The sequence below is a fragment of the Butyrivibrio sp. MB2005 genome, assembly GCF_000424285.1.
Lineage (GTDB): Bacteria > Bacillota > Clostridia > Lachnospirales > Lachnospiraceae > Butyrivibrio.
The window spans coordinates 62,186-85,804 of the sequence record NZ_AUJP01000004.1 but is presented as its reverse complement, the minus strand read 5'-3'; the positions used below and the strand labels follow the sequence as shown (position 1 = coordinate 85,804).

Annotated in this window: 15 protein-coding genes; 1 reads left to right on the top strand and 14 read right to left on the bottom strand. The window is 41.8% G+C overall.

All coding sequences use genetic code 11. From position 1 onward, the window contains the following. Positions 1-23 precede the first annotated feature (23 nt). Positions 24-2,744 (top strand): ABC transporter permease, encoded by a 2,721-nt coding sequence (locus tag G610_RS0101735; RefSeq protein ID WP_026523400.1) that lies wholly within the window; start codon positions 24-26, stop codon positions 2,742-2,744. A gap of 121 nt (positions 2,745-2,865) precedes the next feature. Here G610_RS0101735 and G610_RS0101730 read toward each other — a convergent pair whose 3' ends face one another. From G610_RS0101730 to G610_RS0101665, 14 genes are all read right to left on the bottom strand, one after another. Beyond that, positions 2,866-3,861 (bottom strand): ABC transporter ATP-binding protein, encoded by a 996-nt coding sequence (locus tag G610_RS0101730; RefSeq protein ID WP_026523399.1) that lies wholly within the window; start codon positions 3,859-3,861, stop codon positions 2,866-2,868. Further along, positions 3,861-5,021 carry an ABC transporter ATP-binding protein gene (locus G610_RS0101725; RefSeq protein WP_026496378.1) on the bottom strand — a complete coding sequence of 387 codons (1,161 nt, stop codon included), beginning with the start codon at positions 5,019-5,021 and terminating at the stop codon, positions 3,861-3,863. The genes G610_RS0101730 and G610_RS0101725 overlap by 1 nt, the downstream gene beginning before the upstream one ends. Before the next feature lie 10 nt (positions 5,022-5,031). Next, the gene (locus tag G610_RS22570; protein ID WP_026523398.1) at positions 5,032-6,768 is read right to left on the bottom strand and encodes an ABC transporter permease; all 1,737 of its coding nucleotides are present in this window, start codon (positions 6,766-6,768) and stop codon (positions 5,032-5,034) included. Positions 6,769-6,786: 18 nt separating this feature from the next. Further along, positions 6,787-7,773, bottom strand: a complete 987-nt coding sequence (locus tag G610_RS0101715) for an ABC transporter permease (RefSeq protein ID WP_026523397.1) — start codon at positions 7,771-7,773, stop codon at positions 6,787-6,789. A gap of 130 nt (positions 7,774-7,903) precedes the next feature. Further along, on the bottom strand, positions 7,904-10,357 hold the full coding sequence (locus G610_RS0101710) for an ABC transporter substrate-binding protein (protein ID WP_026523396.1): 2,454 nt from the start codon (positions 10,355-10,357) through the stop codon (positions 7,904-7,906). Positions 10,358-10,439: 82 nt separating this feature from the next. Continuing rightward, positions 10,440-11,000 carry a hypothetical protein gene (locus G610_RS0101705; RefSeq protein WP_026523395.1) on the bottom strand — a complete coding sequence of 187 codons (561 nt, stop codon included), beginning with the start codon at positions 10,998-11,000 and terminating at the stop codon, positions 10,440-10,442. A 160-nt stretch (positions 11,001-11,160) separates the two neighbouring features. Further along, positions 11,161-12,723, bottom strand: coding sequence for a WecB/TagA/CpsF family glycosyltransferase (locus G610_RS23420; protein ID WP_242829598.1), 1,563 nt, complete (start codon positions 12,721-12,723; stop codon positions 11,161-11,163). 16 nt (positions 12,724-12,739) lie between these two features. Then, the gene (locus tag G610_RS0101695) at positions 12,740-14,023 is read right to left on the bottom strand and encodes a DegT/DnrJ/EryC1/StrS family aminotransferase (protein WP_242829597.1); all 1,284 of its coding nucleotides are present in this window, start codon (positions 14,021-14,023) and stop codon (positions 12,740-12,742) included. A 4-nt stretch (positions 14,024-14,027) separates the two neighbouring features. After that, entirely contained in the window at positions 14,028-15,971 is a 1,944-nt protein-coding gene (locus tag G610_RS19320; RefSeq protein WP_026671037.1) for a polysaccharide biosynthesis protein, read from the bottom strand. A 22-nt stretch (positions 15,972-15,993) separates the two neighbouring features. Beyond that, positions 15,994-18,663: an O-antigen ligase family protein gene (locus tag G610_RS0101685; protein ID WP_026523392.1), complete on the bottom strand. Its 2,670-nt coding sequence runs from the start codon at positions 18,661-18,663 to the stop codon at positions 15,994-15,996. Then, positions 18,660-20,324, bottom strand: coding sequence for a DUF6020 family protein (locus G610_RS0101680; RefSeq protein WP_026523391.1), 1,665 nt, complete (start codon positions 20,322-20,324; stop codon positions 18,660-18,662). The genes G610_RS0101685 and G610_RS0101680 overlap by 4 nt, the downstream gene beginning before the upstream one ends. After that, complete coding sequence (locus tag G610_RS0101675) at positions 20,308-21,252, bottom strand: glycosyltransferase family 2 protein (protein ID WP_026523390.1); 945 nt, start codon at positions 21,250-21,252, stop codon at positions 20,308-20,310. The genes G610_RS0101680 and G610_RS0101675 overlap by 17 nt, the downstream gene beginning before the upstream one ends. A gap of 4 nt (positions 21,253-21,256) precedes the next feature. Beyond that, positions 21,257-21,784, bottom strand: a complete 528-nt coding sequence (locus tag G610_RS19315) for a GNAT family N-acetyltransferase (protein ID WP_051197460.1) — start codon at positions 21,782-21,784, stop codon at positions 21,257-21,259. 51 nt (positions 21,785-21,835) lie between these two features. Further along, complete coding sequence (locus G610_RS0101665) at positions 21,836-23,605, bottom strand: hypothetical protein (RefSeq protein WP_026523389.1); 1,770 nt, start codon at positions 23,603-23,605, stop codon at positions 21,836-21,838. Positions 23,606-23,619: the final 14 nt, after the last annotated feature.

The window sequence follows — 23,619 nt, the reverse complement described above, 5'->3', positions numbered from 1 at the left end:
GGCCTTTTAAACCGGGTATTTATATGGCTAAAACAGGTCGAAAGGACACTCTTAGGAACATTCGAAAGCAGCTGGTTTCCTGGCTGTCCATAATTATCATCACCTCATTTGCTATCACTGCATATCTGGGGCTTTCTTATTCTGCGTTCTCTATGTCCCGTGAGGGCAAACGCATTTATGATTCCACAAACTTTCATGACATTCAGATATCTTCCAACTGTCTCTTATCAAAGGATGATCTTGCCGCAATCTCCGGCCTTGAAGGGATAAAAGAAATCGAAGGCATACTGAGGTCCTCTGTCAGAATCACACATGGCACCAAAACAAAATCCGCTTACATCACATCCCTCGGAAGCAATATCGATATCCCCATGCTTCAATCAGGTGCTCTTCCCGTCACAAAGGATGAGTGCGCTATTGAACAAAGCATCGCTGACGACCTGAGTCTGTCTATCGGAGATAAGATCAGTCCACTGGATGCTTATAACGAAAAGCTTCCGGAGCTCTCTGTAGAAACGCTTACAATCACAGGAATTTTTAAACATGCCGAACACATGAGTTATGACTTAGACGAGCCCTATTGCATACTTGTAACCAAAGAAGCCTTTGATGAAGAACGTTTTGACGGATGCTATGCTTTGGCAAATATTGTTCTTGAAAAGCCGTATTATTCCAAAGCCTACGATAAAAGATATTTCTCTCTGGTTTCAAAAAGGTGTGATGCCATAAAAGAACTCTCTGATCTTCGTTCTCAGGCTAGATATGAAGACTACACTCTGTTCCTGGAAAATCAGATATCAGACAGTGAAAAAGATCTGCAAAATGCCAAACATGACCTTGCTCTTGCAGGTCGAATGATACCTTCCATGTCCGGCAAAACCGGCCAGGTAATGGCTGATCTTGGAAATATGCTCTCTGTAATAATCTCAAAAGAACCCTCAGAGTATAAAACTGCTCCGAAACAGATCTCAGACTATGACAAAGCACTGATTGAATATAATAATGCTTTGCAAAAACTCGAAGACTCGAAAAAAAGACTCATTAAACTTCAAAATCAAGGTGAATGCGACTGGTATGTCTTAGACAGGAATTCGAACATTTCCTACCTTTATCTAAAAAATAACGCTGAAAACCTTCATAAGCTTACATCTACATTCTCCATATTGTTTGTGATCATTGCAATTATGGTAATTTTTGCATCCCTGTCGAGAATGCTCTACTCTCAGCGCACTCTTATAGGCGCTTCAAAGGCACTTGGCCTTACTAATGCAGAGATATTTTCAAAATACATAATCTTTGGCTTATCAGCCACGGTAATTGGAAATATCCTTGGCATTTTAATGTCCGCACTTATCGTGGAATACGTTATTGCCATCGGCTATGATAATCATTTTATTTATGGCCGTTATCCCTGTACCATATCTATCCTGCCAAGTATCATAATATCCGCTCTGGCTATTGCCACCGCATTCCTTGCAATTTACGCCTCCTGTTCAAAGCTTATGAAGCAAACTGCTAAAAAGCTTATGTCCCCACTTGCTCCGGATAGCAAGCGTGAGAGCCTGAAAAACAATAAATTCCTCTCTAAGCTAAGCCTTTACAGCAGAATGATCATTCTGAACATGCAAACCGATATCCTAAGAGTACTGGTGACAATTATCAGTGTTGCCGGATGCTGCGCTTTGATTGTAATCGGTTTTTCCCTTAGGCGCTCTATATCAGGTTCTCTTGACGGTCAGCTTACTGAAATATCTACTTACGACGGAAAGATCACTTATAATGCAAATATTTCAGATTCTATCGAGGAGGAAATCACTAAAGAAATATCTGACAGAAATATAGAATATGTAAATCTATTAGATAAATATGGTAGCCTCCAGATAGATGATATGATGGAATTTACTGAATTTTTCATCACTGATGATATAGTTGCTCTTTCAAAATTCCACAATGTCCTCGATTATTCTACAGGAAGGTCTCTTTTTGATGGTAATTCGCAAGACATATCAAAACTTTCCGATGGAATAATCATAACAAACAGACTTTCAGAGCTCTATAATCTATCTGTTGGTGATAATATCGAATTGATTGATGATATGGGAATACCGCACAATACTAAAGTATCAGGAATAATGAAAAATTACATCGGTCGTTTCGCCATTATTTCAAAATCATTATATGAAAATCTTGTAGACGACAACTTTGCCAACAATACATATCTCATAAGAACCGGAAACTTATCACAGGAAGATTCAACAGATACCATTATTGCTAATATTTCTGAGCTTCAGGGCTTTGACAATTACTCTCCATCCTCAGAACTAACAGACATGTTCCGTAACGTTATGATAGTATTAAATCTGATTGTATGGCTGCTGATTGTTTTATCAGGAGTTCTTTCAATGTTTGTACTCTTAAACCTCGCAAACATGTATCTGATATCCAAACATTCAGAACTTACGATAATGCGAATCAATGGTTTTACAGTTAAAGAAACTGTTATTTATGCCGTAAGGGAAGTAATCATAACTACTTCCATAGGAATCTTCTTTGGAATCGTATTTGGTGCTGTTATGGTCTATTCCATCATAAGAAAAATGGAACAGGTTCATCTTATGTTCGTCCGCACTCCCGATGTATCTGCATGGGTTATCAGTGCGCTTATTACAGTTGCCTTTTCTGCCGGAATCTACTATATTCCTATGTCCAAAATAAAAGACCTGTCTCTGACAGATCTTTTCTGAATATTTTTATATGTTAATATGACCGATTCCAAACCAGCATCATAATATGTCCAAAACAAGCGAAATGGCAGCCATTACAGCTGCCATCTCTTATAGATATTTTTATTTAGAAGTTTTCAAATTATTTGTCGTCATATAAGTGACATCTTACAACATGTCCGTTACCCATATCCTTGGCCTTAGGATCCTGCTCCTTACAGATTCCCATGCAATGAGGACATCTTGTGTGGAACTTACATCCCTTAGGCGGATTAGCAGGTGAAGGGATATCTCCCTCAAGGAGTACTCTCTCCTTCTTGATATCGGGATCCGGCATCGGAATAGCACTGAAAAGTGCCTTCGTATAGGGGTGAAGCGGATTCGCGAAAATATCTTCTGTCTCACCTGTCTCAACAAGGTTACCAAGGTACATAACACCTACTGCATCTGAAATATGCTCAACGACAGACAGATCGTGTGAGATAAACAGATATGTAAGATTATTCTTTTCCTGAAGTTCCTTAAGAAGGTTGATAATCTGTGCCTGAATAGAAACGTCAAGCGCTGATACAGGCTCATCACATACAACGAACTCAGGCTTTACAGCCAGTGCTCTTGCAATACAGATACGCTGTCTCTGTCCGCCGGAGAACTCATGAGGATAACGATCCTTGTGATACTCCTGAAGACCACACTCCTTCATAACCTCGGTAATATAGTCATCAAACTGTTCCTTGGGAACAAGACCGTGCTCACGTACAGCCTCACCGATAATCTCACCGATAGGAAGACGTGGAGACAGTGAAGAATAGGGATCCTGGAAAATGATCTGCATCTTTGTACGAAGCTCACGAAGCTGCTTCTTATCAAAAGTGCTTATATCCTTACCATTGAAAATGATATCACCTTCAGTTTTCTCAATAAGTCTGAGGATAGTTCTTCCTGTTGTAGACTTACCACAGCCTGACTCTCCAACGAGACCCATTGTGGTTCCACGGGGAATTGAAAAAGAAACATCATCAACTGCCTTTACATTGCCGGTAACACCACCAAAGAACCCTCCCTTAATAGGGAAATACTTTTTGAGGTGCCTTACTTCAAGAATGTTATCTTTTATTTCATTTGTCTTATCACTCATTAGTTTGCACCTCCTTCCTCAGTTTTCTTACCGATAAGCTCCTCACATCTGTAGCAGCTAACCTCATGAGTAGGTGACACCTTGTAAACTCCGGGATATTTGCCGCTGCACTTCTCTACACACATTTCACATCTGTCCTTGAAGTAGCAGTAATCGGGCATATCGATAGGGTTAGGAACATTGCCGGGTATGCTATAAAGCTTGTCAACGTGCTTACCTACAACGGGCTTTGAATTCATAAGTCCGATAGTGTAGGGATGTCTGGGATCTTTGAATATTTCTCTTGCAGTACCTTTTTCAACAACACGGCCTGCATACATTACTACAACATAATCAGCCATCTCTGCTACAACACCAAGGTCATGTGTGATAAGCATGATTGAGCTGTTGATCTTGTCCTTAAGGTTTCTAAGAAGGTCAAGTATCTGAGCCTGAATTGTAACATCAAGAGCTGTTGTAGGCTCATCGGCAATGATAAGCTTAGGGTCGCAGGCAAGCGCCATAGCGATCATAATACGCTGTCTCATACCACCTGAGAGCTCATGAGGATACATTGAATAAACGCCCTCTTTGTTAGCGATACCAACCATCTGAAGCATCTCTATTGTTCTTTCCTTAACCTGCTCCGGTGTCATCTCAGGATTGTGAAGTGCAATAACCTCATCAACCTGTGCACCGATTCTGAAAACCGGGTTAAGTGATGTCATGGGCTCCTGGAAGATCATTGACATCTTGTTGCCGCGAAGCTTCTGCATAACAGAAGCAGGTGCATTAACAACATTTATTGTTCTCTCTCCATCATTAAAGCGAATCTCGCCTTCAACTGTCTGACCTGAAGGTCTCTGAACAAGCTGCATAAGTGAAAGGCTTGTCACAGACTTACCGCAGCCTGACTCACCAACGATACCAACAGTTTTTCCCTGAGGTACCTCGAAGGATACACCGTCAACTGCCTTAACTGTACCTATATCTGTAAAGAAATATGTATGTACATTATCAAACTCTACACAGTTGTCAGGATTCTTCATCTGTGTAACATATTCACTTTCAGGAATATGTTTTCTATTTCTCTTTTTCTCAATCTCGGAAGTAATCTTTCTGTTCTCTCTTGAGATTTTTCTGGACTCCCTGGCCGAGATATAATTTGAATTCTTTGCCATCTTAGTCTCCTTATCTCTTCATTTTCGGGTCAAACGCATCACGAAGACCATCACCAATAAAGTTGAATGCAAGAACTGTAAGAAGGATAAGTGTTCCTGCAGGAATCCATACAAAGAGGTAATTGGTCATAACGTATGAATCTGTAACTGCGTTGATAATACTTCCCCATGAAGCAGCAGGGTACTTGATACCAAGACCAAGGAAACTAAGTGAAGCCTCTGAAAGGATAACCTCACCAAGACCCATACTTGCAAATACAATAAGCTGAGGAATTACATTCGGTATAAGGTGCTTGAAGATTCTGCGGTATGTGCTGATACCAAGTGCTTCAGCAGCAACCATGAACTCCTGCTCACGAAGTGAAAGGATCTGACCTCTTACAATACGAGCAATTCCAACCCAACCGATAACAGCCATTACGATACAGAGCAGATAAATACGTGCTCTTGGGCTTGCCTGATAGTAGTCCATGATAGAACCAAGGATCAGGTAAAGGGGCATCGCAGGGATACAGTAAACTACGTCTACAAGTCTCATGAGAAGGTTATCAACCCATCCGCCAAAGAAACCTGCTACACCACCGATAATCATGCCAATAAATACTTCGATAAATATTACTACGAAACCGATCAAAAGTGAGATTCTGCCACCATACATAAGACGCGCAAGAAGGTCCATACCGTTTGCATCTGTTCCTACAAGGTGCTCCTTGGAAGGTGATGCATAAGTATCTATAAGTCTTGTCTGCTGGAATCTCTTAATAATGTACTGGCTGGTCTTCTTATCCAGACGATACTCGATCATAGTACCGTCTTCATCCGGAAACTCGAATGATGAAGCACCGGATGCGAAAGCCTCAAGTGCAGCTGCCTTATAATCAGGACTAAGGAATACACCTGATACAGCAGCATTGAAGTTCATGTTGGAAACAACTGCATAGCCTTCACCATTAAGTGAAATAAGACCATCTTCAGTAATGTCATAAGTATTGCCATCAGCCTCAAAGCTGCTCTCTCCTGTAGCAGAAGCTACAAGTGCATTTCTGTAGAACTCGTAAGAGAACTTTGTATCCTTTGAATAACCAGTGAAGGATTTCTTGCTGGCTACTGCAATCTCTGTTGCCTCAAATACATCAGCTTTGAAGTCTTCTCCCTTATACATGTAGAGAACCCCGTCCTCTTCGAAATAAGGAAGACCTGCTTCCAATGCTTCATTGAAGCTCTTTACGTTCTTAAGGAACATCTTGATGGGTTCAAGTGAATAAACAAGATAAACATCTGAGCCTTCAGCTGCAGGTGTCATACCCATCTGTGAACCATCTCTTGTCTCAAATACATACTTTCCTGATGAAGCTGCAATAAGCGCCTTTGAATAAATATCTGAAGGAAGCTCAACACCTTCAACATTCTGGAACTGGAACTGATCTATCTCTGTAGCACCGGCATAATCCTTAAGGACTTCATCAGTCTTATAGAATACCTGGCTCTCAGAATATGGATAAAGGGCACCACCTAAAAATGCAAAGAGGAACATGGCAACAATGATTACCATTCCCACGATAGCAAGTCTGTTTCTAAGGAATCTCTTAAGGACCATCATTCCCGGAGAGAGGACACGGACTCTGTTTGCGTCATCGAGATGCATTTCGAGTTTAAACTCTACTTCTATGCCTTTTCCGTCTTTTTTATCTTTAGCTGCTTCGTCATTTACTACTTCAGTAATCTCGTCTTTTCTTTCGTCTGACATTTAATCCTCCTCCTTTCCTTAGTTTACTCTTACTCTCGGGTCAACAACCGCATAAAGAATATCTGCGATAAGGTTACCCAGCAAAATAAGTACTGCCATAAATACCATATAGAACATTACGAAAGGAATATCTCCCTGCACAACGCACTGATATGATGTATATCCGATACCGGGGATCTGGAACAATGTCTCAGTGATCATAGCACCGCTGAAAAGTCCCGGAAGCGATCCACCGAGAAGTGTAACGATGGGAATAAGTGTGTTTCTGAAAGCATGATAGTTAACTACCCTATCCTCAGACACACCCTTAGCTCTTGCTGTTCTGATATAATCAGCGTTCAGAACTTCGAGCATATTGGTTCTGGTATAACGCATAAGAGAACCTACACTAACAACAGTAAGTGTGATTACAGGCATGATCATGTGCTTAGCCATATCCAGGATCTTGCCCATCTGAGAATATGACTCGTGATATCTGCCAACAATTCCGTAAAGGTCAAGCCAACCAAGTTTTACGGACAAAATGTATTTCAAGATCGTCGCAAAGAAAAAGCTCGGAAGTGAAATTCCGATAAGTGCGATTACCGTAACTGTGTAGTCGGTTGCAGAATACTGTCTTCTTGCTGCTGCTACACCTGCAGGTATTGCGATCACAATTTCCAAAATAAAAGTTACAAGTCCAAGTGCAAACGAATACCAAATAACGTTGCTGAATTTTTGTAATACTGGTTGATTCCAAAACCATGAATCGCCAAAGTCAAGTGCAATTGCTCTTGATGCCCACTTAAAGTAACCCTGGATTACCCCCGTGTCCAGACCGTACTGGGCATTTAACTGGTCAACCCATTCTGCATAGCTCTTGGCACCAGGCTTTGTTGATAAAGCCATTGCCTGCTGCTCAACGTATGAAATGGGCATACATCTCATGATCGCATAAATGATCATTGATACGAAAAACAGTAAAACTACCGATATGAGCAGACGTTTAATGATGAATTTCCTCATTGCTGCTTATACTCCTTCTAAATAAAATATCTTCTGCCTGAAAAAGTTTCTTTACATAGACTTGTCCGCGGAGGCAAAAGCCCCCACGGACTAAGTCACACGTATTTATGTAATTATTACCAAATACGAATTACTTTGTCTTAAGTGACTGGATCTGATCAAATCCACTTGTGTTGCTGTAGAAATTGTAATATGTTGTCTGATCCTGAAGCATTACAGAGTTGTCAACGTCTACACGGTCAACAGCGTAGATTGAGCACTGCTGTCTCTGATATGTAGGAATCTCAACTGCGTAATCAACGATGTAGTCAAGGCACTCCTTGTAGATAGCCTTACGTACAGCCTGATCAGTTGTTGAACGGCCTTCCATGATAAGGTCATCAAGTTCCTTCTGGTTGATTCTGTACATGTAAGCAGAACCACCGTCTGTATGATATACCTGGAACATATCAGGATCGATTGATGATCCCCAAGCTGCACACCAGATCTCTGCTGTACCGCCCTGTGTAGCAGTCCAAAGAACTGAAGAATCAGAAAGGTCATTGATTACAAGATCAAAGCCAATCTTCTCAAGATCTTCACGAGCTGCTGTAAGGATACCAAATGCAGGGTGATCACCTGAACCATCTGCAGGGATCATAGCCTCGTATGAAAGCTTAGCACCTTCAGGAGCTGCTGTAAGCTTACCATCTGTTACTGTGTAACCAGCTGCCTCGAAGAATCCAAGTGCAGCCTGAAGAGCTGCCTCATACTTCTCATCCTCGCTCATGCCGTCTGTGTAAATATCATTTCCGTCAACATCAACTGAGAAAGCAACCTTGTAATCAGGATCAGATGCCTGAGGAGCTGCCCATGATGTGTTAGAAATAGGATAGTTGATAACGTTAGCTGCATCACCATAGTAAGAATCGATAACTACGTCACGATGTACAGCAAGTACTGTTGCGATAGCCTTACGAAGGTTCTTGGATGCATCACTTGAAGGATCATCGCCAACCTTAACGTTCTCAGAGTTCATACCGATGTAACCATAACCCTGGTTATCAACAAGTGCTGTGTAAAGAACATCACCTGAAAGCTCACCGTTTGAGTTCTCGCCAGCAATCTGCTCAAGAGAAGCCTTGTTAGCCTGAGGCTCTGCGATATCAAGAGTACCCTGAACTACACCGGGCTCTTTATCTGCATCAGTTGTAACCTTCATCTGTACGTCCTTGATAATAGGAGCACCCTGATAGAAGTTCTCGTTAGCCTTGAAGTAAACGATCTTGTTCTCGTACTTATCGAATACATAAGGGCCGGCACCAAGAGGCTGAGTTGTCTTAGAACGAACAACTGAAAGGTCACCCTTGTCAAATCCGAACATGTTGTTGTCATAATCATACTTGGACTCATCACCATAGTAGTGAAGAGGAGCAATTACAACACCGATATCATAGATAGCTGTAGCATCGAGCTTGTCCATGTGGATACGAAGTGAATAATCACCGGTCTTCTGGATACCTTCGATGTTCTTAGCTGATTCTCCGGTCTCGATAGCGTTCTTGTACTCATCTCCAAGGATGTCAAGGAAGCTGTCGCCAGCCTTTTCAGCATCAGTAGCTGCTGCAACGTCTCCGTCGTAAGCTGCTAAGAGCTCTGTCCAAAACTCTTCTACGCCGAACTCATCGCCGCCCTTGATGTCATAAGCCTTACCTGAAGAACCTGTTACCTTACCGTCTTCAGCTGAAGCGAGGTTCCATGAAACAAGTGCGTTTGCAAAAGCGTTAGCTGCAACATCAGCATCATCGATCTTGCTGTCGCCGATATAATCAACGATATCCTGAACAAACTTAGCCTTAGCTGCGGGATAATCTGTCTCCCAGAACTTCTTAGCCTGATCTTCTGTAAAGTATGTGAAGTCTGTGTTGTCCTCACCTGCACTCACAAGGAGGTTGAAAAGTGTGTCAGAACCCTTTCTGTATGCTTCCATACCGGTGATAGGAAGAGCATAGAATGATGATGATCCATCATATGAAGGATCTGCAAGTACATACATTGAGAAGATAACATCATCGATAGTAGCATTCACACCATCGGAGAACTTGATGTCATCGCGCATTGTTACGTCGTAATCAACTGATCCGTCTTCATTCTCAGTAACAACAACGTCAGATGTTCCCTTGTACTCATAGCTGTTACCGTCGTACTCTTTGGTCTCACCCTCGATGCCGTTGTAAACAATCTCACCAAGACGGTCTGTCATAAGAAGACCAGCCTGTGTAAGAGCTGATACATTCATGTCATAAGCTGTTGTGTTGAAGAAAGGACTGAATTTCTCAGAAAACTCAGATTCTCCAATAACGAGCGGTGCGCCGCTTCCTGTGCTCTCAGCAGCATCTGTAGCCTCTTCTGTGGATTCAGCTTCTGTTGCTTCTGCAGTTTCAGTGCTCTCCTCAGTTGAAGCATCTGCAGTAGATTCTGTCTGATCTGCAGACTCTGTAGTTGCAGTATCTGAGCCTGTGTTTGTAGCGCCGCCACAGCCTACAGCTGATGCAACCATTGTTCCGGCAAGTCCAAGTGCCAGAAGTTTGCCTAACTTTTTCATAGTGCCCTCCATTCCGGGGTTCTCCCCAAAGTGATATATGTGCATCCACTACAGTGGTTGTCACCTCAATAACTCAAAACACTTATGTATTCTTTTCTATAGTAATGTCAGCAAAATGTCTGTTGTAATATCTTCCAAATAAAACTGCTATTAAAATAACCGGTATGTGCAAAGCCAAATAAATAAGCTCTGTTCTTAATTCATACTGCCCTCTTCTGATGATCAGATAAAGGAGTTCGCATAACGAGCTTATAATCGCAAGTACCATCACTGCTATTCCGCAAAAATGCATACGTCCGATACCTTTGTCGTACTGCGGTCTTGTCATTCTGGGAGTCGACCAGGCATATTCCAGAATTCCTACCATATAATAAAGTACAGGTAAAAACTGAAAGAAATATGGAACAACAACCCATAAAGTATGTGATGACGTCTGATTTACCATTCCTTGCAGAATTACAGCCGCAAACATACCAAGGCCGTATAAAACACACGGCAGATAGGTTTTCCTTTTAACATTCTCATCAAATGGAAGTAGATAGATATCCCCTTTATAGAAAAATCTGTCTCGGAACCTACCCCTTTTATCCAACTCAGGAGCATGATCAAAGTCTCCCTTGTACGGATTTCGTAAAATACTCATTAACTAAAAACCCCAGAAATAAAGCCTTATCCAACAGCCGACAATAAATTATATCAAATGATTAAAAAAAGTCAAGCTTTGGCGTACTTTTGTCTTTGCACCGCGGACACTCACACGCTTTAAAGCAGCATAGCGGAAACGCAAAAAAACATACACTGTTTCATTTCCTCAGAAAAAAGACTTTCCAAATAAACTTTGCATTTGACTCAAGGTATCTCTTGAAAAGACGTTTTGGATCCTGAAACAGTCTGTAGAGCCATTCCATACCGAGCTTCTGAATCCATACAGGCGCTCTTTTGATATTCCCTGCAAAGAAGTTAAATCCTGCACCGACACCAAGCATAACTCCGCTAAGCTGACCCTGATGTGCAGCCATCCATTTTTCCTGTTTGGGAGCACCAAGTCCTATCCATATAAGATCTGCTCCTGATGAGTTGAGCATATCGATTACTTCTTCGTCTTCTTCCGGTGTCAGCTCTCTGTATGGTGGTGAATAGTATCCTCTTATATCCATACCGGGGAATCTGGCAGGTAGTTTTTCTTTCAGAAGCTCTATGGTCTCCTCGGAAGCGCCATAGAAAAAGTGTGAAACCTTTCCATCCATTGTGGATTTGAACATGGCTTCCATGAAGTCAGGTCCGGCAATTCTTTCAGCTTTGACGAATCCCGCTTTTTGGATCAGATTAACGATTGGCTGTCCATCGGGGAATGTCAGTACAGAGCCGTTCTGGATACTCATGTAATCCTCGTTTTCACTTGCTTCAACTGTCGTATGTACATTACAAAAGCAAATGTATTTTCCAATAAGAGACTTAATATGACTTCTTACATATAAGACGGCATTCTCTACATTTGATACTGCAAAGTTCACTCCGAGAACTCTGCATCTTTTCACCATAGCTGAATAATATGCTGCCTGATAATAACCGATATCTCTTATAAGATTTCCTGTAATCCAAATACCGTCGAGAGAAAGACCAAAGTAGGTATTCACACCTATATCGCAAAGTCTTCCTACGATATCTTTTCTTATATAATCTGCCGTATCATTCATAGGCTTATTGGGAATGCATACAAATGCATCGCTGCAGCCAATCTCCTTTATACGGCTGATGAGCTCGTTTCTGTTTTGTTCTATGTTATCATTCTCAGTTCTGACTGATTCTCTCGGATACGCTGCATCCAGATTCAATATACCTTCAAGCTCATACTCAATTCCAAGTTCATTAAGATGTCCCTGAAGTACTTCCCTGTCTGACTCATATACCAAAGCCACAAGCTTTCTTCTGTGCCTTTCTGGATTCCCCTTCTTTCTAAGAATGAATCTGTAGATAAGCCTGCCGGCAAGAACAAATATGACATTGAAGATCACCAGATAAGCCATAGCCAGTCGTGACATATAGTAGGTGTTCTGAGTTATCATCAGCACAACCAGCAGAAAGGCAAACTGAAGTATCTGATTCTCAAAAACAACTTTGAATACCTCGACAGGGTCACAGTCTTCAAGGTTCCTGTAATTCTTGCGTCTGCTTCTGTATACATCCACAAGCACTACAAACATAACCTCTACTACAAAGATCATGCCATAAAGAGGCGCCATCCATTTCTTGGTAAAATGCCAGTTGAACCTCAAGGTGATCATAGCGATGTAAGCAATGCTTAGTGATACAAAATCCACAATCAGCAATATTCTGTTTCTCTTATGCGAGCGGGAAAGGCTCATATTATCGAATTCCTCTTTACTTAAAGCATCTGTGTATTATGTCAATTACAATATCCTGATCATGCTCGGTCATCTTTACATCTGAAGGAAGGCATAAGCCTCTTTCAAAGATATCCATACTTACATCAACCGCTTTACCTTCATCTATGTAAGCATTGCTTCTGCCTCGCAGGAGTCCCTGGATGGTAACGAAGCTGTTTGTTCTGTAAATAGGTTGCATGTGCATGGGCTTCCAGATAGGTCTTCCCTCTACATTAAACTGCGCCATGCTGTTTAATATCTCAGTAGGGCATGATTTTCCGGGTTCTGAGTTATAAAGCGCTTTTCTCTCAGACCTTACCTGAGGACACATCGAATCCTCATCAATTATCATGCAGCTGAGCCAGTAGTTAGGCTCAGTGTTATTCGGTATAGGATTCATGGATACCGGAAGATCCTTAAATCCATCCCTATATCTTTCGTATATTCTCTTTTTAGCAGCAATATGCTCATCCAGATAAGGAAGCTGACCTCTGATAACACCGGCAACAATATTGGACATGCGATAATTGTAGCCAAGCTCTTCATGCTGGTACCAGGGCGCATCTTCTCTGGCCTGTGTGCTGAGCTTTCTGACCTTGTGGCAGTCAGCTTCAGAATCAGTAAGGAGCATTCCACCTGAACTACCGGTGATGATCTTGTTTCCATTAAAAGAAATTATACTGTAGTCACCAAATTTTCCTGTCTGAACACCCTTGTAGGTAGCACCGAAAGACTCGGCAGCATCTTCAACAATAAGAGCTCCATGTTTATCTGCTATGCTTCTGATCTCATCTATCTTACCGGGAGTACCGTAAAGATATGCAACCACAATAAGCTTTACATCCGGAAAAATCTCAAAGGCTTTTTCCAACGCTTCAGGACTCATGTTCCAGCTGTCTTTTTCTGTATCGATAAAAACTGCTTCGCCACCTTCGTAGGCTACAGGATTAACAGTGGCATCGAAAGTCATGTCAGAGCAGAAAACCTTCTGTCCTGCAAGTGTGCCCACATTTGCAGGCTTTGTTCCATAGAGCCTTTCGCCGGCAAGTCTGATCGCAAGATGGAGAGCCGCTGTTCCGGCGCTAAGACCAATGGCATATTTTCTGCCGATCTTTTCCTGAACAAGTCTCTCTACTTCATTTATGTTCTCGCCAAGAGTAGTAACCCAGTTGGTCTCAATGGCTTCATTTACCCACTTGCTCTCATCTCCATGCATGGTAGGTGTTGCAAGCCATACCTTATTTTCAAATCTTTCAATTCCCTCAAATCTGTTATCCATATTTTTACTCCGATTCATTTATGAGCTGCGCAGCACGCTCAAGCGCTTTCTGATGCTCTGTCGTATGATCCTCGGCATTATCCTCAGGATGATATGTAACTACTATCCTCTGAACAATCTCTCTTATCTCGTCTGCGTGCTCTGCCTTAGCAGCTCCGTTAAGTTCTTCAAGCTGAGCAAAGAATCTCATATCGTCCATTGCTATGGGTTTTCCGATATGGATCATTCTGTTGGCTGTTTCCTGGAGTCCCTCTTCATCCATGAGCATCTCTTCATAGAGCTTCTCACCGGGACGAAGACCTGTGAACTCGATCTTGATATCCTCGCCTACCTTGTAACCTGAAAGCTTGATAAGGTTCTCTGCAAGATCAAGAATTCTTACAGGCTCTCCCATATCAAGAACGAATATCTCGCCGCCCTTGGCATAAGCGCCGGCCTGCATCACAAGACTTACGGCTTCCGGAATGGTCATAAAGTATCTGATGATATTAGGGTCTGTTACAGTAACAGGTCCTCCTGCTGCAATCTGCTTTTTAAAAAGCGGAATAACAGAGCCGTTGGAACCAAGAACATTACCAAAACGAACCGCAACAAACTCTGTATCATAATGCTTGTTAAAGGTCTGAACTATCATCTCGCAGATACGCTTACTTGCACCCATGATGTTGGTGGGATTAACCGCCTTATCTGTTGATATCATTACAAACTTGCTACAGCCGTTCATAGCTGCTGCCATGGCTGTCTTAAATGTACCAAATACATTGTTCTTGATAGCTTCTCCCGGGCTGTCCTCCATAAGCGGTACATGCTTGTGAGCCGCTGCATGGTAAACAATATCCGGCTTATAGGTCTCAAAAATCTTATTAATTCTGTTGGTATTTCTGACAGATGCAATAAGAACCTCAAGATCCAGCTCAGGATGCCTTGTTTTAAGCTCCTGCTGAATATCGTAGGCATTGTTCTCATAAATATCTACTATTATAAGCTTGCCCGGCTTGTGGTTAGCAATCTGTCTGCAAAGCTCGGAACCGATGGATCCGCCACCGCCTGTAACAAGTACGGTTTTACCACTGACATATCCTGCAATCTGTCCAAGATCAACCGCAATGGGATCACGGCCAAGAAGGTCCTCTACCTCAACATCGCGGAGCTTTGAAACATTGACTTCACCGTTAACAAGCTGATAAACACCTGGAAGTGAACGAAGCTTACAGTTGGTCTCCTTACAAAGATCAAGAAGCTTTCTCATATCACTTCTTGAAAGAGAAGGAATCGCAACTATTATCTCTTCTATATCATAGAGATCCGCGCACTCGATAATCTTATCGCGTCCGCCCACTACTCTGATACCCTGAATGTAATGTCCCCACTTACTGCGGTCATCATCGATGATACATCTGATAACCATTGTGGAATAGTTACTGTTAACAATCTCTTTTATGATGACATTACCCGCTTCACCGGCACCAATCACCATTACAGAGGTGGAATTCTTCTTATTCTCAGACTTATGCTTAACACTTCTTAAAAATCTGTAACTAAATCTGCTTACAAAAATGAAAGACATAAGCCAGAAGAAATACAGAAAATAATAGCTCTGCGGAACAGGCTGTCTTCCCACCCTGAAAAACTGAAGTCCTATGGCGCTAATAACAGCTGAGGACGCACAGCCCATTACAAGGTTCTGCAGCTCTGTCTCACCTGCATAAGCCCATAAGCTGTGATAGAGTCTGAAAAAATAAAATACAATTATAGTGAGGACTATATTTATCCCCATAAACTCCGTCACCGGAACCATAAATTCCGTGGGCACCAGATCTATGTTGAACTCGTATCGCATAAGCAGCGCAATATAGCCGGCTGCTATTATGCTGATAACGTCATAAACGATAAGACCTGCTCTTCTATAAAATTTTGCATAGTTAAATGGTTTCTTTTCTGAATTCATAATAGTCTATAATACCACAATTTTATTTTTTCTGCTCTTTCATGCAAAGAGGCATAAGTGACAGCATAAGAGCAATAGTCATTGGATTGCTGAGCTGGAATACCCATTCGGATATTGAAGCTACCGCAAAACATACTGTCATGGCACCGGGAAGAAGGGCTCCCGGAATTTCTCCCTTATATCTCCTGTAATACAACCATCCTGAGACAATGGAAATGAGGACAAGCCCTGCAAAAAGTATTCCCGTAATTATTCCATTATCATACATAACCTGAAGATAAGTATTATGGGCATGAACAGCTATTTCACCGGAAGGAAGCTCAGCTCCCATTTCCTCATGTCCCCACAGATTCATCTGCTGCAGGTATGATTTGAAAATAGTGATTCTTCCGTTTGAGAACTCTTCTATACCATCTGAAAGATTCTGCTCCTGTGGAGCTTCCTCTGTTACTTCTACAGTCTCTACTGTTTCTTCCTCTTCCTGCGGCTGATCGAGCCCAAGCTCGTAGCCCGCTGTATCAAGAAGATACTGTTTGTCATCTTCAGAAGTAAGCGCTGATTCAAGAAGATCTTTGATTTCAACCTTACAGAATTCAGCCTGAACCTCTGTAAGCTTTACACCGTTCTGGCCATAGATTGGTCTTCCCTTTTCGTCGTAATTGTACTTATCCTCCGGATAGTTGTAATTAATGAGGTCTGCGCCAAGTATCTTTTCACAAAACAGATCAGCGAATCTCTCAACATTCATAAAAAGTGTGCTGCCCGGATTGCCACCACCGTTTAATCCGGGATTCGAACCCTCAATAATAAAGGTCTTGGGATGAGCCGAAATCGCAGGGAGTATTCTCTGCATGGTAAATGCCGCAGGGAAACACAGGATAACAGCAAAGGCCATGGTTACAACCTGCCTTAGGAAATACATAAGCTTTCCCTTTTTATTATCCGCGGTAGTTACTATACAAACAAACAGAAACATCACGATACATGCAAGGTATGAGGTTCTTGAAATAGTAAATATCATGTATGCGCTTACAAAGCCAAACAGAATGAATTCCTTCCAAAGATATCTGAATCTGTCACCGAACCGCTTTATATCCCTGGTATCATAAATCTTGTATGCCAAAAGCACCATAGACACGCATTCCATAGCAGTCATATACTCTGCTGTTACCGTAACAGTGTGGAAAACAAAAGGAAATCTTCCGGTATTAAACGCAGGGAACATTCTGTAAGCCCAGCAGTATAGCATGGATACCACAAAATTCAGAAGGAGACCTCCCATAACAAGCTCGGGATATCCTTTTCTGCTCTCTTTATCTGCATGACAAAATCTTCCATAACAGAACATCAAAAGAAGCACAAAGGCTGCCAGTACTACGCCCCACCACCTGGTGTTTCTGAAAAGTGCCATGGCTGCAAAAAGCAAAACAGTGATGAAAGCCATAACCGTCAAAGAAGTCTTTGTTCCTTTCTTTGAACCTCTATCCTTAACCATGCGAACAATTTCAATAAGGATATTCAAAAGTAAGAATTCAAAGAGAATTACGATTACAACACCGTAAGTCGTTGCTGCGTTGTGAAGGTCATATTCCTTCTCGGTGTCTGCCATCAGATGAGTATTTCTGTAAACAGCTCCTGCAACAACAGCAACCGCGCAGTAGATAAGATTGTATATCTTAAGCACCTTTTCTCTTGGAATAAACAGACACAGGAAAATAAGAAGGCAAATAATCTCCTTGCGCTCTGCTATACTTTGGAAAATAGTATAAAAAGCATTCATATACTCACAGCAGAACCACACCGCTGCTGCGATCGTACTCATTTTTATGAAGTTTAAAGCATTGTGCCAAAGCTTTACATCAAGAGTCGCATCGTTTTCATGGTTGATAGCATACAGCATGAAAAAGCCGCAGATTAAAACTCCGACCTCATAAAACACAATGTCTATCATTCTCTCATCAAATATCTTAAGCGGAAATATCATCACCATAAGAATAGCTGTGATAGCAACCGCTATGGGATTACCCACAAATCTGATAACTCTGTGAACCGTAACAAGCTTATTTCTCTTGCCGCCATATACCACTGATACCAGGAGACATAAAATAGCTGCAACAACTATGGTTGCAAGTATTATAAGTAGTGACGCCTTTTTAGTAATCGGCTGCTCATAATTATAAACTGCTGTAAGACTTACTCCGCCTACTTCAGTGTCATGATATGCAAAAGAAAGCACATAAGGAAATCTTGCGGGATCGTAGGTGCTATATCCCACTTTGTATGAAGAAAAGCATCCATTTAAAAGAATGGTATAGGTCTCCCCAACCTCAAGATCCAGTTCCAAAGGGATAGTAACATATCCCGGAATAGTCTTATCCCCAAGATAAACATATCGTTCGTAAAGCACTTCCATGGTAGGCTTGTATACTACCACAGACATATACTGACCTCTTTCAAGCTCATTTACAAATACATCTATTGATTCAATCCTGTCGTACTGTGCAATAAATTTCTGCACCACATCATGATAATCATTTACCCTGTCTGAAACTGAAGTAACCTCAGCATCACTATGCTCACTGATGGTCCTCTGCCAGATTCTAAAAGGAAACACAGATAGCACTGTAAGCAAAGCAAAAAGTATAATAACAGCTCTTGCAGCCGTCTGTTTTGTCACAACCGTTCTTCTCATAATTCCTCCACCTGCAATGCTCCAATCTGAAACAAAACAGGAATAATATACCACAAATATACAACGTATCTAACCAGATATGTAGGTCCAAGAAGCACTGTAAGCCACACCAGCATAATAAGCAGATATGGGTAGAGCAGGTTCTTTTTCCTGTGCTGGGCAGTCAAAAACAAATAAAGACATCCAAAGAAGTATGCAGCAGGTGAAAATAAAAGTGATATCACAGGTATATTCTGCTGAAACTTCTCAATTGAAAGCTTCCTGTAAAACTCATCAATAATGGGAATAAATGACGTTCTCTCCCCCGGAAGTTCAACCTCATATCCAAAATATGAGCTGTCTTTGTAAGTAAAAGTAAAAACCGTATTCCCCTGATATACGTTTATTACAGCCCCCGGATACCAATATCCGTAAGACGTCAAAAACCATGCATTAACATAGCACATGGGATGCTTAATAAAAAGTCTGCCCCAAAGCTTCCAAAAGCCTAATCTGTCACTCTCATACAAAGAATTATCAAAATACATCTTCAATATATCAGATATTCTGGGCGTGTAGTGTGACAGACCTTCTTCGCTTATATAACTGACAATCGCATCCTTATCTTCCTGTGAAAGCTCATCGCCCTCATATACATAAGTCCTTGCCAGCTGCTGAATTGGCACCGTAAGCATCTCCTGATGCTCACCGCTCTCTGCCTTAAGCGCAGCCCCCATCACAGTATTTATAGCAAGATACAGAATAATCGGAAGGATCAAAAAGAACCTTCTTCCATTCTTAACTGTGTTCTTTCTATGCTTCTCCCTGCCTGCTATCAGCACAAACACTGCAAATACAAGGTAGGCATACATGCCGTTATGCCTAAAGAGCATCATAAGAAGAGCACTTACTACTATCTGTCTCTGCTTGCATTTCCTTTTATCATTACCTGTAAGCTCTTCCCACTCCAGAATCAGAATAACCGTAAGCACCAGAAATGCCGAAAAAAGGCCGTCCTTACTGGAGCACAAAGTGTACATAACAACTGTAGGAAAAACACCAAAAAACAGTGCTGTAGCAGTTCTTAGCTTTCTGCCTGCGCCATGCCTTTTCATGAAGCTGATAATATAGGTAAAAATCCATGTCATTATAAGCATCTGAAGGACGGTATAGACAAATATTCCCACATTGTAGCTGCCTGTCAGCTTGTGAAAAAATGCAACGCTGCCTCCAAGCATAAGCACATGCAATAGCGGATGATGCGTATTAAAGCTCCTTGTCAGAACCTCAGTAACCTCTGTCTGGGCATCATATACAAAGAAGCCCGGGTAAACGCCAAGAAGCACAATGAAGCTGAATAAGGCGATGGCAAACCATACCGCAAGAAAACAGCCTCTGTCGTATCCCTTGTATTTACTCATTTCCTTCTTATGAACCACATGTATCTGTTCTTCGCTGTGACTTAGTCTGGCATCTCTTTTGTCAAGGCGACTCCAGCTAAACTGAACCAAAAGAGCAAACAAAACCGCAAGCGCTGCAAATATTCCGGCGCTCTTTATATCCGTAAGAACGATATGATCATAGTGTTCAAGCTGATATCCCCAGGTTATTGAAAGGGACAGCAATACGCCAAATAAGACCGGCAATTGCCAGGTCTTATTTCTATTACTTTGATTCCTCATGTGTAACCTCGTCGCGAATCACGTACTGCGGATTATTATTCTGAGAAATATATATTCTTCCAATGTATTCGCCCACCAGTCCGAGCATTATCATTATCATTCCGCTCATAAATGTCATCATAGACATCAGAGCACTGAATCCGACAATCGGAAGGTCAGGATACAAAAGCTTCTTGATTATGGTATATATTCCGTATAAAAAGCCAAAGCATGCGATCAGGCCGCCCATCATAGTCCCAATTCTAAGGGGCTTGATGCTAAATGCCGTAAATCCGTTAATCCACAGAGCCAAAAGCTTGGAAAAAGTATATCCGCTGCTGCCTACAGTCCTCGCTCTGTGAGTCACATCCACATTCACGATATTTCTGGTAGTTCTAAGAACAAGACCTATAACATAAGGATACGAGCTCTTATACTTCACCATCTCATCAACAACAAATCTTCTGGCTGCAAAATAGCTGGATACAAACAGATCCTTGGGCTTACCAAGCATCACATGAGCCATCCATTCATTCATGGCTGTGCCAAAATTTCTGAAAAGATTGTGCTGCTTATGTCCATATCTGGCATAAACCACATCAGCTCCCATCTCTATCTGATATAAGAGCTTACCGACTTCATCGGCAGGCGTTTGTCCATCATCATCAAGGCAGACAATAATATCCCCCTTAGCCTCATTAAAACCGGCCATAAGAGCTGCGTGCTGACCAAAATTCTTCGCCAGATTATAGCCGCGAATCTCATCATGCTCCTTTACAAGCTCACATATTTTCTGCCAGGTATTATCCGGAGAACAGTCATTCACAAGAATGATCTCGTAGCTGTAAAGCACAAGCATGTCCATTGCGCCTTCAATCTCGTTTATAACATCTTCAATTGTCTTCTCCGAGCGATAGCACGGAATAATAAAACTTACTAATTTATGCATAGAATTATTCTACCATATCTGCCAATTTCTTTTCCATCAGAATCATGTCCCTGACTTCGCCATCAGAGCACTCTACACCGGGGAGGTCCTCTGTCTTAACAAACCCGGCATGCTCATAGCTCTTTCTTGCAGGCTCATTATCCGTGAAAACTCTGAGGATAAGTCTCTTTAACCCAATTTCCCTTGCAGCATATTCACACATAAGGGTGGCTGCTTCGTTGCCATAGCCCTTTCCAAGCGCATCGTCTTCGCCTATAAAAATGCCGTACTCAGCTTCCTTAAGGTCCATATCCACATCGCGAAGATAGACACTTCCGACAGGTCTTCCGGTCTCCTTCTCACATATAATCAGCTGAATAACTTCTCCTGTCTCAACCTTATTCTTCATCCAGCTGTTATGACCTTCTTCGGTAAAGACTTCCCTGTAGATAAAATTGTTCCTTACCCTCTCATTATTTCGCCACTTAACTATAAAGGGCGTATCATCATATGTGATTTTTCGTAAGAATACCTTGCTTCCTTCTTTTACCATATTCCAAATCCCAAGCGTCCCAACCAAAAATATGTTGGACTCCAATTTTCATTATCCATTCACCATGTAAATAACAAACTCACCTGCAATTTCATCAACCGCTTTCAAAGAAACACTGATACCTTTTGCTTCGTAATAGCCGGTAAACCACTGCATATCAGTATCTTTATCAGCAGCAATAAAGCTATTAGGTGCAAGCACAGCATCCTGCATGTTTTCAGAAAGTCCGTGAGCTGCCAGCTTCTTTTTTTCAATAGGACTCTTGCTGGCCCAGCCGCCCATCAAAATACTGTTAGAGCCTTTATTCCCATGGGTATCAAACATCTTCTGAGAATAGGTATAACCGTTATCCTCGTAAGCTACAGAGGAATACACATCCACAAAGTAGAAATTCTCTGAGTGCTCCTCAAAATAACTCTCAAGGATCTCATATACTTCGTTATACTCTCGCCTGCCCGTACATTCCCTGCCGGTAACTCCTGCCTGAAAAGGTATGTAAATAAGCATAACAACCGCCAAAATGGCAGCAAGAATATTTAACGGCTTTTTATAAAACGGCTTGCTTTCTGATTCCTCAGTACCATCGCCTGCATGAATACCTGCTATAACAGTTACCAGCACAATGATCTCCAGCATATAAAGAGAGTGGGTAATCCTTATGGGATCTCTTCCTCTGACAAGGATATAAAGCCATAAGCTGCTCCTTCCAAGGAAAAGAACTGCCGCCTTGCCAAGTAAAATAACGCCATCCCTTACCCCTGACTTTTTCATGGCCATGCATCCCATTATTATCACGTACAGATAGAGCAAAAACGTGACAATGTTCCAGGGTGAATCCGTCATGGGATACTCAAAGCTCTTTGGAAGCGATACGCTTCTTAACCTGTAGAAATACTTTGGAAGAGCCGTCTTAAGCCTTGATAATATACTCTCCTCATGCTTGATGGATGCAGCATACTCAGCAATTTTCTTCATGGTATCTGCGTTTATCTCATCATCAAGTCCGAAATTGTAATTTATTAAAAGCTCATACTCAGTCTTATCAAGACCAATCGAATCGTAGAACTCTTTGTTTTCATCATAATCAGGCACCTGATAAAAATCGTAAACCTCAGTCCTGCTGTCAAAAAATGAATTAAACTCCCTCCAGCCCGCTGAGCTGTAGCCTGCAAAATGCAAGCCTTCCGACACAAGGAGCCCTGCTACTATCATTAAAAAGCAGGTAAGTGCCTTCTTAAACGCGCCGCTTTCCCTGAAATTATCAATGAACCTGAAAAACAAAACCAGCATAACCATAGGCAGCATCAGAAGCGTCATCTCTGATCTTGTAAGAAATGCCACAACAATAAATGCCATCGCCATCTTATCCCTGCCTTCGGCAATCAGAACCGCCGCAGCACCGCACATCATGGCAACGGCGAAGGTATACTGGACTATAACAAAATGCCCCAGCATCAAGGATGAGCAGATAAGAAGAACAAAGGCTGCTGCCTTAAGAGTCTTCTTTGTTTTACCTGCTACAAAATCTATGATCAGCGAAAGGCTCAGATACTGACATACCAAAAGGTATAATCCATACCAGTCCGCTGCCCGAATTATCCTGTAGAAAATACTTATAATAAGACTGACAGGATAAAGCATCTGAATATTATGTCCTTCAGGCTTTCCTGTATAAACACCTGACAGAATATCTTTCATGAGGACATCGTCGTTAAGATCATAGAAATAACCGTACAAAAGTCCCACAGCTACCGCAAATGCAGTAACCATGAGACCTGTGCTTATATAATTACGTTTTCTGTTTTCACTAAAATTATTCATACTATCAGTCTTTT